The organism is Streptomyces sp. NPDC000594, assembly GCF_040299965.1.
Taxonomy (GTDB): Bacteria; Actinomycetota; Actinomycetes; order Streptomycetales; family Streptomycetaceae; genus Streptomyces.
This window is the reverse complement of record NZ_JBEPCY010000041.1, coordinates 35,377-48,159: the sequence shown is the minus strand read 5'-3', so window position 1 is coordinate 48,159 and position 12,783 is coordinate 35,377. Positions and strand designations below refer to the sequence as shown.

7 protein-coding genes are annotated in these 12,783 nt (G+C 74.4%); 3 read left to right on the top strand and 4 right to left on the bottom strand.

Annotated features, from left to right (window positions below; translation table 11 throughout):
• Positions 1-50: 50 nt before the first annotated feature.
• The 4 genes from ABT354_RS33585 to ABT354_RS33570 form a co-directional block, all read right to left on the bottom strand.
• Positions 51-974, bottom strand: a complete 924-nt coding sequence (locus ABT354_RS33585; RefSeq protein WP_351500895.1) for a carbohydrate ABC transporter permease — start codon at positions 972-974, stop codon at positions 51-53.
• Positions 971-2,323 carry a carbohydrate ABC transporter permease gene (locus tag ABT354_RS33580; protein ID WP_351500893.1) on the bottom strand — a complete coding sequence of 451 codons (1,353 nt, stop codon included), beginning with the start codon at positions 2,321-2,323 and terminating at the stop codon, positions 971-973. Before ABT354_RS33580 ends, ABT354_RS33585 begins: the two co-directional genes overlap by 4 nt.
• A gap of 3 nt (positions 2,324-2,326) precedes the next feature.
• A complete protein-coding gene (locus tag ABT354_RS33575; protein ID WP_351500891.1) occupies positions 2,327-3,688 on the bottom strand; it encodes an ABC transporter substrate-binding protein in 1,362 nt (453 codons plus the stop codon).
• A gap of 441 nt (positions 3,689-4,129) precedes the next feature.
• Complete coding sequence (locus ABT354_RS33570) at positions 4,130-7,486, bottom strand: FHA domain-containing protein (RefSeq protein WP_351500926.1); 3,357 nt, start codon at positions 7,484-7,486, stop codon at positions 4,130-4,132.
• Positions 7,487-7,978: 492 nt separating this feature from the next.
• Here ABT354_RS33570 and ABT354_RS33565 point away from each other — a divergent pair, with 492 nt between their 5' ends.
• The 3 genes from ABT354_RS33565 to prfB all read left to right on the top strand — a co-directional run bounded on the left by ABT354_RS33565 (position 7,979) and on the right by prfB (position 12,699).
• Entirely contained in the window at positions 7,979-9,832 is a 1,854-nt protein-coding gene (locus tag ABT354_RS33565; protein WP_351500889.1) for a serine/threonine-protein kinase, read from the top strand.
• Between the two features lie 290 nt (positions 9,833-10,122).
• Complete coding sequence (locus ABT354_RS33560; RefSeq protein ID WP_351500887.1) at positions 10,123-11,379, top strand: serine/threonine-protein kinase; 1,257 nt, start codon at positions 10,123-10,125, stop codon at positions 11,377-11,379.
• Positions 11,380-11,586: 207 nt separating this feature from the next.
• A complete protein-coding gene (prfB, locus tag ABT354_RS33555) occupies positions 11,587-12,699 on the top strand; it encodes a peptide chain release factor 2 (RefSeq protein ID WP_351500885.1) in 1,113 nt (370 codons plus the stop codon).
• The last annotated feature ends 84 nt before the right edge of the window (positions 12,700-12,783 follow it).

The following is a 12,783-nucleotide window of genomic DNA, read 5'->3' as shown; positions in this document are numbered from 1 at the left end:
CATTTATCGGGTATTGGCGGGCCCGGAACCCCGGGCCCGCCTCCATCCCGCTACTTCACCGCTCCCGCCATCACCCCCGAGACGAACTGCTTCTGGAAGGCGAAGAACACCGCGAGCGGGATCACCATCGAGACGAACGCCCCCGGCGCCAGTACGTCGATGTTGTTCCCGAACTGCCGTACCTGCCGCTGGAGCGCCACCGTGATCGGCGCGCTCTCCGAGTCCGCGAAGATCAGGGCGACCAGCATGTCGTTCCAGACCCAGAGGAACTGGAAGATCCCCAGCGAGGCGATGGCCGGGGCGCCCAGCGGCATCACCACCCGGGTGAAGAGCCGCAGCTCGCCCGCGCCGTCCAGCCGGGCGGCCTCCAGCAGCTCCCGGGGGATCTCCGCGAAGAAGTTCCGCAGCAGGAAGATCGCGAACGGCAGACCGAAGGCCACATGGAAGAGGATCACTCCCAGGGTGGTCTCGAAGAGCCCGATCTCGCCGAAGAGCCGGGAGACCGGGACCAGTGCCACCTGCACCGGCACCACCAGCAACGCGACGACCAGCATGAACCACCAGTCACGGCCGGGGAAGTCCATCCAGGCGAAGGCGTACCCGGCCAGCGCCCCGATCACCACCACCAGCACCGTCGCGGGCACGGTGATCGCCACACTCGCCCAGAGGGAGTCCCGGACCGCCTCGTTCTCCAGCAGCCGGGAGTAGTTGTCGGTCGTCAGCTGTGCGGGGGCGGAGAACACCTTCCACCAGCCGCTCTCCGCGATGTCGGAGGCGTCCCGCAGGGAGGAGAGCAGCAGGCCGAAGGTGGGCATCAGCCAGAAGAGCGCCACCAGGACGAGGAAGACCCGCATCACGCCGCCGCTCGCGCCCGCCGCGATCCGTGCCGGGAGCGACCGCTTCGCCCTCACCGCGCCGTCCGGCCGTGCCGGGAGGGGCCGCTTCGCCTTCACCGTGCCGTCCGTCGTGGTCATCGGCGGGCCTCCCTTCGCATACGCCGGATGTTGAAGAACATCACCGGCAGCACCAGCACCAGCAGCAGTACCGCGATGGCGCTGCCCACCCCGAGGTCGGCGTCGGTGCCGAACGACGAGCGGTAAAGCTGGAGCGCCAGCACATTGGCGTCGTCCTGTGCCGAGCCGGGCGCGATGATGTAGACGAGGTCGAAGATCTTCAGAACATTGATCATCAGGGTGACCAGCACCACCGCCAGGACGGGTGCCAGCAGCGGCACCGTCACCCGCCGGAAGACCTGCCACTCGTTGGCGCCGTCGATCCGGGCCGCCTCCAGCAGTTCCCGGGGCACGCTCGCCAGCCCCGCCGCGATCAGCACCATCGCGAACCCGGCCCACATCCAGACATAGCTGCCGATGATCGCCGGGGTGACCAGGCTGGGGCCGAGCCAGTCGACGCCGTTGTACTGGGCGCGGAAGTTCTCGGCGGGCAGCCGCAGCAGGGCGCCGTCCGCCGACGCGGGCAGCGAGAAGGTGCCGTCGGCCCCGGCGCGGGCGGTGGCGACGACGCTGCCGTCCCGGACGGCCTCCACGGTGATGCCCTTGAGCCCCAGTTCGCGGCTGTCGACGGTGTTGACGGTGCCGCCGCCGCCCCGGGTGAAGTCCAGCCAGGCGGTGCCGGTGATCCGTCCCTCCTCGGGCCGGGCCGCGCGGGCCGGTTCCGCGTCCTCGGGCATCTGCCCCGGTGCGACCCCCACCAGCGGCAGCGACGCCGGACTGCCGGCCCGTACCGGCTCCTTGGTGAGGAAGGCGCCACCGTCCGCCTTCTCCAGCGGGTGTACGGGCAGCGGATGCGCCCGGGGGAAGACCGACGCCTCGGCGAAGGTGTCGTGGACCCCCACCCAGACCGCGTTGGCGACCCCCCGATCGGGATCCTGCTCGTACACCAGTCGGAAGATGATCCCGGCGGCGAGCATCGAGATCGCCATCGGCATGAAGACGATCAGTTTGAACGCCGTGCCCCAGCGGACCCGTTCGGTCAGCACGGCGAAGATCAGCCCCAGCGCGGTCGCGACGGTGGGGGCGAGCAGCACCCAGATCGCGTTGTTCTGCACCGCGGTGAGGATGCGGTCGTCGGTGAAGATCTCGGTGTAGTTGTCCAGCCCGGCGAAGCCCTCGCCGGACCGGTCGAAGAACGAGCGCTGGACCGAGTACCCGATCGGGTAGACGACGAGCGCGCCCAGCAGCACCAGCGCGGGCAGCAGGAACCCGGCGGCGACCAGCCTCCGGGTACCGGTCACCCGGGGGTGTGCGGTGGTGGCGGCGGGGTCCGGGCGCGCCGGACCCCCCGGTTGTGCGGCGGTATCCATCCGTCAGCTCTTGTACGCCTTGGCGGCGTCGGACTCCAGCTCGCGCTGGGCGCCCGCGATGTCCCGGGGGTTCTTCAGGAAGTCCTGGAGGATCTTCCAGAAGCCGGCACCCGGGGTGCCGCCGAACGACTGCGGCATCTGGTCGGACATGTCGAAGCGGAAGTCGTCGCCCGCGTCGATCAGCGCCTTGGCGATGGAACGGAGGACGTCGTTGGGGTACGCGGCGAGGTCCAGCGACTTGTTCGGGGAGAGGAAGCCACCCTCGGCCGCCTGGATCGCCGCGGCGTCCGGGGAGGCGAGGAAGGTCAGCAGCGCCTGGGCGCCCTTGCTGTCCTTGAGCGCCACGGCCGCGTCGCCACCGGTGACCACGGGCGGTTCGGCGCCGACCGACGGGAAGGGGAAGACCTTCGCGTCCTTGCCGAGTTCGGCGTCGGTCTGGGCGATGTTGACCGAGACGAAGTCACCTTCGAACACCATGGCGCCCTTGGGCTGGTCGCCACCGGTGAAGGTCTGGGTGACGGAGGCGGGGAACTCGGTCTGGAGCGCGCCGTCCGCGCCGCCCGCGATCAGCGCCTCCTTGCCGAACAGCTCCGCCAGGGTGGTCAGCGCCTGCTTCACCGAGGGGTCGGTCCACTTGAGTTCGTGCCGGGCGAGCCGGTCGTACCGCTCCGGCCCGGCCTGGGAGAGATAGATGTTCTCGAACCAGTCGGTGAGGGTCCAGCCGTCCGCGCCCGCGACCGAGACCGGTGTCACCCCGGAGGCGGAGATGGTCTCGGCGGTGGTGAGGAACTCCTTCCAGGTCTTGGGCACCTGGGCGCCCGCGTTCTCGAAGGCGGTCGTGTTGTACCAGATGAGGGACTTGTTGGCGGCCTTGTAGTAGACGCCGTACTGCTCGCCGTCGACCTGGCCGGTCCGCTGCCAGCCCGGGGAGTAGTTCTTGGCCAGCTGGGCCTTGGCGGCCGGGCCGACCGGTTTGGCCCACTTGCGCTCCACGGCCTGGCGGATGGCGCCCGGCTGCGGGAGCAGCGCGACATCGGGCGGGCTGCCGCCCGCGATCTTCGTACCGATGAAGTTGACGATCGGGTCCTGGGCGGGGACAAAGGTGACCTCGGCCCCGGTCCGCTTCTCGAACTCCGTCAGCACCTTGTCGAAGTTCTCCTGCTCGGGGCCGCTCCAGACCGCTGTGACCTGGATCTTCTCGCCTTCGAGCCGGGGCAGTTCCACCCCGGACGCGGCCGGTTTCGTTTCCTTCCCGGGAGGGGGGTCGGCCGTGTCGTCCCCGTCCCCGCTGCAAGCGCTCAGTGTGAGCGCGGTGAGAGCGGCGAACGCCACCGCGGCCTTGCCCGTGCGAAGAGTTGTGCGCATCTGTGCCCCGTCTCTTCCGTGCACTGTCTCCTGCGTGCCGACAGGTTGACGCCCGTGCGCGGGGGCCCGCAATACCGCCCACAGCTCCCCGGAGCCTTCGTGATGGCTCTGTGAGGTGATCTTCCGGCCGAAATCCGGTGGACCGTCGACAGCGGTCGGGACATGGCCGGTTCACGATGGTGCGGCGTTGCATATGTGTATGCGGATGCCTGTGGGTGGTGTGATGCCGGTGGGGTTCAGGGGACGGTCGATACGGGTCGCCGGTACGCGGCGGCGGTACGGGTCGCTGGTACGCGGCGGCGGTACGGGTCGCTGGTACGGGGGCAGGGGTACGCGTCGCCGGTACGGGAGGGCGCGCTGCGGCCGGGCGGTGCGGGCCGGGTCGCCGCGCCGCCCCGCCGTAGCTCCCGGGGTTTCCGTAGCTCCCGGGGCTTCCGGGAGCTACGGGTGCGCGGGCGCCAGCGGTGGCACCGGGGCCGCGTCCACCAGATGTGCGGCCCGCTCCAGCGCGCTGGCGAGCAGCGCCAGATCCGTCGGCCCGTTGCCCAGCTCGCGCAGGGGGCGCCGGGTGGGCGGATCGCCCATCCGCTCCCACTCCAGCGGGACGACGGTCGGCCGCTGGGTCGCCGTCCGGGGGATACGGCCGGTCACCCGGCCCCCCTGGAACGGGGTCACCCGCCCGTCCGGATGCCCCAGCCGGCCCCGGCCCGGCACCGCGCCGTCCGGCACCGCCGCCCCGGGGGGCGCGTCCAGCACCACCCGCAGCCGGGCACCGCGCGCCAGCTCCGTACCGGCGGTGTGCTCCGGCCGTGCGGAGGCCGCCACCAGATGCACCCCCAGCCGCTCCCCGTCCCGCGCCACCGCCTCCAGCGCCCGCACCATGGAGCCCGCGCCCGGCCGGCCCGTACTGCCCAGCGCGGGGGAGACCAGCGCGTCCAGATCGTCGACCAGCACCACCAGCCGGGGCAGCGGCCGGTCCGTCGCCGCCGTGGCGGAGCGGGGGCGCGCCCCCGGCCGCAGCCGCAGCGTCCCGCTCGGCGGGGACTCCAGATCGCCCCGGTCCGCCGCCGGAGAGGGCTGCTCCGCCGGGCCCGGCGGGCGCGGTGCCACCACCCGGCCGCCGCCACCGCGCCGGCGGGCGGCGGCGTCGGCGAAGGCGGCACCGCCCAGCAGGCCGTCCCGCCGCTTCAGCTCCGCGCCGAGCGCCTGGGCGAACTCCCGCATCCGCACCGGGTCGTTCGCCGCCAGATGGCCGGTGACATGCGGCAGCTCGGTGCAGACGGCGAGCCCCTCGCCGCTCTTGCCGCCCGCGCCGTCCACCAGCAGCAGCCCCACCCGGTCCGGGCGGGCCCCGGCGGAGAGCGCGGCGGCGGCCGACCGCAGCAGCTCGGTGCGCCCGCTGCCCGGCGGCCCCTCGATCAGCAAGTGGGCGCCCTCCCGGGTGAGATCCACGGTGAGCGGCCCGTCCGGGCCCGCGCCCAGGACCAGCGTCCCGGAGGTGTCGTCGGCCTGGGCCCAGCGGGCCATCAGCGAGGCGGGGGTCGCCCGGGCCAGCCCCAGCTCGTCCAGGAGGCGGGCGGTGCGGGGGAGGGCCGTGGGCCGGCCCGGGGCCACGCCCTCCGCGCGCAGCGGGGCCAGCGCCCGGCCGAACCGCTCGGCCCAGGCCGCCGACACCGCGTCCACGGTCGCGGCGGTCCCCTGCCCTGCGGGCAGCCCGCCGCTGGTCCGCAGCACCCGCAGCGCGGTCGCCACATCACCGCTGAGCAGGGCGACCGCCCCGCACTCACGGAAGGCGATGGAGGCGGCGCAGGCCGTCTCGTAGATCGCGGCGACCGGGGAGAGCGGGGAGGCCGCCGGGGTCTCGGTGAGCACCACCGCGTGGATCCCGGCTCCCCGGCCCACCGCCGCCAGCCGGGCGGCCCGCTCGCGCAGTTCGGCGCTCCCGGGGTCGCCGTCGAGGACGAGCACGGTGGCCGGGCCGGTGTACCGGGCGGCCTCGGTGTCGACGGCGGCCCGGTCGGCGCTGGGCCAGCCGGGGCCCAGCGGGCCGTCGTCCAGCCGCCGGGTCAGCTCCCCGAGCCGTGCCTCGGCCTGCTCCCGGTCATAGGCGAGCAGCAGCCGGCAGCCCTGGCCCCGCGCGGGCCGCAGATGGGGCAGCCAGCCCAGCCAGGCCCACTCGGCCCGGCGCTCCGGGAGGCTTCGCGTACGGTCCGCGCTGATCAGCACGATTTCCAGATCGGCCGGTGAGTGCAGGGCGGCGAGCTGGGCGACGGCGGAGCGGGCCAGACCGGCCAGCCGGGACCGGGGTCCGGCGAGCCCGAGGGCGCCCGCCTCGCGCAGGGCGACGGTGACGGGCACACAGGGGAGCCCGTCCCGGTCCCCGGTGCCCAGCCGCAGCACCAGGGAGTCGGGGTGGGCGCGGTCCCGCTCCCAGAGCCGGGGGCCGGGGCCGAGGGCGGTGAGCAGCACGGTGGCGGGGTCGGGCCAGCGCTCGGCGACCGGCGGGGTGTCGGGGGCGGGCGGGAGCCCGGTGTCGCTCTCCTCCGGGGCGTCTTCGCGGGCGCCGGCCAGCCGCCGGGCCCAGGCGCCTATGCCGAGCCGCCGCCCGTCCCGGCCGCGTCCCCTGCGCCCGCGCTGGTCGTCGGGGCCGTCCGGATCATCCGGGGTGTGCGGGCCGTCCGGGGCGGTGGGGAGCCCGGCGCCATGGGTCGCGCCCGGGGTGACGGTGGCGTCGCCGGTGCCGTACGCGGTCCTGGGCGCGGGCACGGACGGATGGCCGGGGTCGCCCCCGCCGGGTGCGGGCGTGCCGGGGACCCGGGCGGTCGGGGCCTCGGCACCCGGGGGCGCGGTGGCGAAACGGGCGGTGGGGGTGGTGTCGGGGTGCCCGCCCGGGGCGTCGCCGCTCTCCGGGGCGCGGCCGTCCTGGGCGTACGGGCGGGAAGCACCCGATGTACCGGAGGCACCCGGGGCACCCGGGGTACCGGGCCCCGCGCCCGTGGTCTGCGCCGGGATCCGGGCTTCGGCCGGCGGCGCGGCCGGGGAGAGGAACGACACCCCCGTCCCGTCGGCGGCGACCGTGATCGCGCGGGCCGGGATCCGCAGATGACCCTCACCGTCCGCGACCGTCGCCAGCGGTGGTGGCGTACGGTCCCCGGGGACGAGCCGCAGCAGCGACTCCCCGAGCCGCAGCAGCGCCCCCGGCGCCAGCCGCACCGGACGCCCGCCCACCGGCGCGCCCTCCAGCGAGGTGCCATTGGTGGAGCCGAGGTCCGCCACCGTCGCCCCGCCGTCGTCACCCAGGGTGATCTCGCAGTGGAGCCGGGAGACATCCGGGTCGTCCAGGGGTACGTCGGCGTCGGCGGAGCGGCCGACGGTGACCCGCCCGCCGTGCAGCAGATGGACCCCGCCCGCGTCCGGCCCGCCGGTCACCTGGAGCCGCGCCGGGGCGTCCGTGTCCCGGGGACCGGCCCCGCCGGGGTGGTGCAGGGAGAGCACCGCGCCGTCCACCAGCGGCGGCTCGCCCAGGGTGGCCCGCTGGGCGTCCAGCCGCTCGTCGCCCGCGTACAGCACCGGGGTGCCGGAGGTGTCCGGTCCCGCGACGGCGCTCGCCAGCTGGGCGGCGACGGCGGCGAGCGCGGTCCCGGCGGGCGCGGTGACCAGCACATCGCACACCCGGGGGAGATGGCCCGCGCGGCCCTGCGGGCCCGCCGTGGCGGAGGTCGGGCCCGACCCGGGCGCGGGGCCCGCCGCCGCGGACTGCCCGCCGCGCGGCGCGAGAACGGTCAGCCGGATCTGCATCGCCGTCAGCAATTCCCTTCTGCGCGGGGTGCCCGGCAGGGGGTGCCGCATCGGATCGCCCCCACCCGACAGGTCGGCGCGGGCCACCGGGTCCCGTCCCGTGGTTCCGCGCTGAGGGCATCCTCGCACCTGCGGCGGACAATGCGCCCGCCCATAGCCGTCGAGTGATCTTGATTGGTCCGGTCCGGCCGGAAAAGTGCCCGCTCAGGACGGAAGCGGACGGGGTGCCCCCGCTGTTCCGCCCGCCGCTGTGCAACCCCGGAGCGGGCTGCCGCGTCTTCCTGGGGAAGCGACCGGGCGTCCGGCGCACCGGCACGGTCCGGGGCTCCCCGGCCATGGCCCCGGCGCACCACCCGCACCACGGCCGGAGCGGGTCCCACCTGTGGACAACCCGCTCACCCCGCTCCGGCGGCACTACAGTGGGTCGGACATCTGGGCGGACCCGCACGGCCCGCACCACGCAAGGACCACGATCAGCAGGGAGCGCATGACGTGCGGCCTGTAGGCAGCAAGTACCTCCTGGAGCAGCCGCTCGGACGCGGCGCCACCGGCACCGTCTGGCGCGCCCGGCAGCGGGAGACCGCGGGCGCCGAAGCAGCCGTGCCCGGCCAGCCCGGCGAGACCGTCGCGATCAAGGTCCTCAAGGAGGAGCTGGCCAACGACGCGGATGTGGTGATGCGCTTCCTGCGGGAGCGCTCCGTCCTGCTCCGCCTCACCCACCCCAATATCGTCCGGACCCGCGACCTGGTGGTGGAGGGCGACCTCCTCGCCCTGGTGATGGATCTGATCGACGGCCCCGACCTGCACCGCTATCTCCGCGAGAGCGGGCCCTTCACCCCCGTCGCCGCCGCGCTGCTCACCGCGCAGGTCGCGGACGCGCTCGCCGCCAGCCATGCCGACGGGGTCGTCCACCGTGACCTCAAGCCGGCCAATGTGCTGCTGCGCACCGACCCCGACGGCCAGATGCACCCGATGCTCACCGACTTCGGCATCGCGCGCCTGGCCGACTCCCCGGGGCTCACCCGCGCCCATGAGTTCGTCGGCACCCCCGCCTATGTGGCCCCCGAGTCCGCCGAGGGCCGCCCGCAGACCTCCGCCGTGGACATCTACGGCGCCGGCATCCTGCTCTACGAGCTGGTCACCGGCCGTCCGCCGTTCGCCGGGGGGACCGCCCTTGAGGTGCTCCAGCGCCATCTGATGGAGGAGCCCCGCCGTCCCTCCACCGTTCCCGAGCCGCTGTGGACGGTCATAGAGCGCTGTCTCAGCAAGGAGCCGGACGTACGGCCCAGCGCCGAGAACCTGGCCCGGGCGCTGCGCACGGTCGCCGCCGGGATCGGGATGCACTCCACCCCGGCCCAGATCGACGCGGCCCTCGGGGTCGCCGCCCTGCTGGCGCCGGACCCGTCGCCCGCTCCGGTGCCCCCGACCCCGGCGTCCGGTCCGGCGGGGGCGTTCGACCCGCACGGCGCCACCAGCGTGCTGCCGCACACCGGCGGTCCGGTGGGAGCCGCCGACCCCACGAGCGTGCTGCCGCATACCGGCGGGCCCGTGGGGGCCGCCGATGCCACCAGCGTGCTGCCGCACACCGGCGGTCCGGTGGGAGCGGCCGACGCCACGAGTGTGCTGCCGCAGACGGGTGCGCCGGGCGTCCCGGATCCCACCGCCGTGCTGCCGCCCGTGCCGCCGGGCCCCCCGGCCGGTCCGGACGACCCGCACCCCTGGCAGTCCCAGCTCCAGGCGGCCCGCGACCGCAATGAGCAGACCCAGATCCAGTATCTGGACCCCAGCCAGGACCCGCTGCGACGGCGGCCCCAGCGGCAGCAGCAGCCTCCGCAGCAGCCGCCCCGGCCTCCGCAGCACCAGCAGCAGCATCAGCAGCCCTATCCGCCGCAGCAGCCGTACGCGCCCCAGCACCAGCAGCCGTACCCGCCGCAGCATCAGCAGCCGCGCCCCCGGTCCGGCCGCCAGGGCCCGCCGCCGCAGCAGCCCCAGCCCCAGTACGCGCCCCAGCCGTACAACCCTCCGCAGCCCCCGGCGCCCCGGCCGCAGGCCCCTCAGCCGCCCGCGCCCCGGCCCCCGGCACCGGAGCCGCCCGCTCCGCGTGAGCCCCGGCAGCCGCGTCAGCGCAGCTCCAACCCGATGCGCATCCCGGGCCTCGGCTGCCTCAAGGGCTGTCTGGTCTCCCTGGTGATGCTCTTCGTGGCGGGCTGGCTGGTCTGGGAGCTGACTCCGCTCCAGGACTGGGTCGCCCAGGGCAAGGGGTACTGGCAGGCCCTCGGTGACGCGGTCTCCACCGTGACCGGCTGGATCTCCGACTTCGCCAACGCGGTCGGCGGCGGACAGTAACCCGTAACCCGTACGGCACCCCTCCGTACAGCTCCCCGTACCGCATCACCCGTACGGGAGGCATCACCCGTGGCGGGACCCCGGCACGGCCCCCGTTCGGACCCCTGGCACGGCCCCCCGCACGGGGGGCCGTGCGGCGCCCCCCTCCCTCGACCGGGGCGACTGAATCGACATGTCGACTTCCGTGGGTTGATTTCGCCCGGAGAAGTGAAGGTTGGTGACATCCGGCGCACACACGCCCCGGAACCCCGCGTACGTTTAGGGCAACGCCAGCCGCTGAGGGAGCAGTCTTGGCACGGAAAATCGGCAGCCGGTACACGGCCCACCAGATCCTCGGGCGGGGCAGCGCGGGCACGGTCTGGGCAGGTGAGGGTCCCGACGGACCCGTCGCCGTCAAGATCCTGCGCGAGGACCTCGCCTCCGACCAGGACCTGGTCGGACGCTTCGTCCAGGAGCGCACCGCCCTGCTCGGCCTGGACCACGCCCGGATCGTCACCGTCCGGGACCTCGTCGTGGACGGCGACGATCTCGCCCTGGTGATGGACCTGGTCCGGGGCACCGATCTGCGCACCCGGCTCGACCGCGAACGCCGGCTCGCCCCCGAGGCGGCCGTCGCGATCATCGCGGATGTCGCCGACGCCCTCGCCGCCGCCCATGCGGCCGGTGTCGTCCACCGCGATGTGAAGCCCGAGAACATCCTGCTCGACATGGCGGGCCCGCTCGGCCCCGCGGGCTCCCATCCGGCCCTGCTGACCGACTTCGGCGTCGCCAAGCTGATCGACACGCCCGGCCGCACCCGGTCCAGCCGGATCATAGGCACCCCCGACTACCTCGCCCCCGAGATCGTGGAGGGGCTGCCGCCGCGCGCGGCCGTCGACATCTACGCCCTCGCGACCGTCCTGTACGAGCTGCTGGCCGGCTTCACCCCGTTCGGCGGCGGTCACCCCGGCGCCGTGCTGCGCCGCCATGTCACCGAGACCGTGGTGCCGCTCCCCGGCATCCCCGACGAGCTGTGGCAGCTGATCGTCCAGTGCCTGGCCAAGGCCCCCGCCTCCCGGCTGCGCGCCTCCGAGCTGGGCACCCGGCTGCGGGAGCTGCTGCCGCTGCTGGCGGGCATCCCGCCGCTGGAGGTGGACGAGCCCGACGCCGAGCCGGCGGCCGAGCCGTACGACGAGAGCGCCACCCTGCCCAGCGCCGAGGTGCGCCGGGGCGCGGTCCCCCTCGTCCCGGGCGCCGCCCCCGCCGACTCCCACCGGGACACCCACACCTCGATGCGGGTGCCCGCCCCGGACGAGCTGGCGGGCGGCGCCCATGGCACCGCCCGTGCGCCCCGCAGCCCCGGCCAGCGCCGCCCCGGCTCCGCCCGGAACAGGAGCGGTGCCCGGACCGGCGGGGTCTCGCCCATGATCCGCAGGCGCCGGCTCACCCTCGGGGTCGCGGGTCTCGCCCTCGCCGCGGCCGTCGGGGTCGGCGGCTGGCTGGCCACGGGCGACAGCGACGCGACCCCTCCGGTGAAGGACTCCCGCTCCACCTCGACCGGCCCCTGACCCCCACCGGCCCGACCCCCCTCGCGGGGCCCCGGCGCGCGCGGTCGCCGGGGTGGCCGGCCGGGCCCCGGCGGAGGCGCCCGAAGGCCGCGATGACCCCGGTATGACCCTGGTACGGCCCCGCTGTGACCCCGGTACGGCCCTGGTATGGCCCCGGTATGACAGGGACCAGCCAGGAACCGGCGCGGAAGCCGTTACGCTGGACCCGTGGCAGTCGTCGATGTATCCGAAGAGCTGAAGTCCCTCTCCTCGACCATGGGGTCGATCGAGTCCGTCCTGGACCTGGACAGGATGAGGGCCGACATCGCCGTGCTCGAAGAGCAGGCCGCTGCCCCGTCCCTCTGGGACGACCCCGAGGCGGCGCAGAAGATCACGAGCAGGCTCTCCCATCTCCAGGCCGAGCTGCGCAAGACCGAGGCGCTCCGGAGCCGCATCGACGACCTGGCCGTGCTCTTCGAGCTGGCCGAGGCCGAGAACGACGCGGACACCCGCGCCGAGGCCGACGCGGAGCTGGTCTCCGTGCGCGCCGCGCTCGACGAGATGGAGGTCCGTACCCTCCTCTCCGGCGAGTACGACGAGCGCGAGGCCCTGGTCAACATCCGCGCCGAGGCGGGCGGTGTGGACGCCTCCGACTTCGCCGAGCGCCTCCAGCGCATGTATCTGCGCTGGGCCGAGCGCCACGGCTATGCCACGGAGATCTACGACACCTCGTACGCCGAAGAGGCCGGCATCAAGTCGACCACCTTCGTGATCAAGGCCCCGTACGCCTATGGCACCCTCTCCGTCGAGCAGGGCACCCACCGCCTGGTGCGGATCTCGCCCTTCGACAACCAGGGCCGCCGCCAGACCTCCTTCGCGGGCGTCGAGGTGCTCCCGGTCGTGGAGCAGAGCGACCATGTGGAGATCGACGAGTCCGAGCTGCGGGTGGATGTGTACCGCGCCTCCGGCCCCGGTGGCCAGGGCGTCAACACCACCGACTCCGCCGTCCGGATCACCCACATCCCCACCGGGATCGTGGTCTCCTGTCAGAACGAGCGCTCGCAGATCCAGAACAAGGCCAGCGCCATGAACGTCCTCCAGGCGAAGCTCCTTGAGCGCCGCCGCCAGGAGGAGCAGGCCAGGATGGACGCGCTCAAGGGCGACGGCGGCAACTCCTGGGGCAACCAGATGCGTTCGTATGTCCTGCACCCGTACCAGATGGTCAAGGACCTGCGCACCGAGTACGAGATGGGCAACCCGCAGGCGGCGCTCGACGGCGACATCGATGGCTTCCTGGAGGCCGCGATCCGCTGGCGCAAGCGTCAGCAGCAGCCGAAGTAGTCCCCCGGAACACCCCGGGAACACACGGGCACCCCGGGACGCCCCGGAAGACCCTGGGACGCCCCGGGCCACACGGGCACCCTG

Bases quoted from the DNA above. Each gene is read 5' to 3' on its own strand.
- ABT354_RS33585 (WP_351500895.1), bottom strand. From the start codon at position 974: ATGACCACGACGGACGGCACGGTGAAGGCGAAGCGGCCCCTCCCGGCA.
- ABT354_RS33580 (WP_351500893.1), bottom strand. From the start codon at position 2,323: ATGGATACCGCCGCACAACCGGGGGGTCCGGCGCGCCCGGACCCCGCC.
- ABT354_RS33575 (WP_351500891.1), bottom strand. From the start codon at position 3,688: ATGCGCACAACTCTTCGCACGGGCAAGGCCGCGGTGGCGTTCGCCGCT.
- ABT354_RS33570 (WP_351500926.1), bottom strand. From the start codon at position 7,486: ATGCAGATCCGGCTGACCGTTCTCGCGCCGCGCGGCGGGCAGTCCGCG.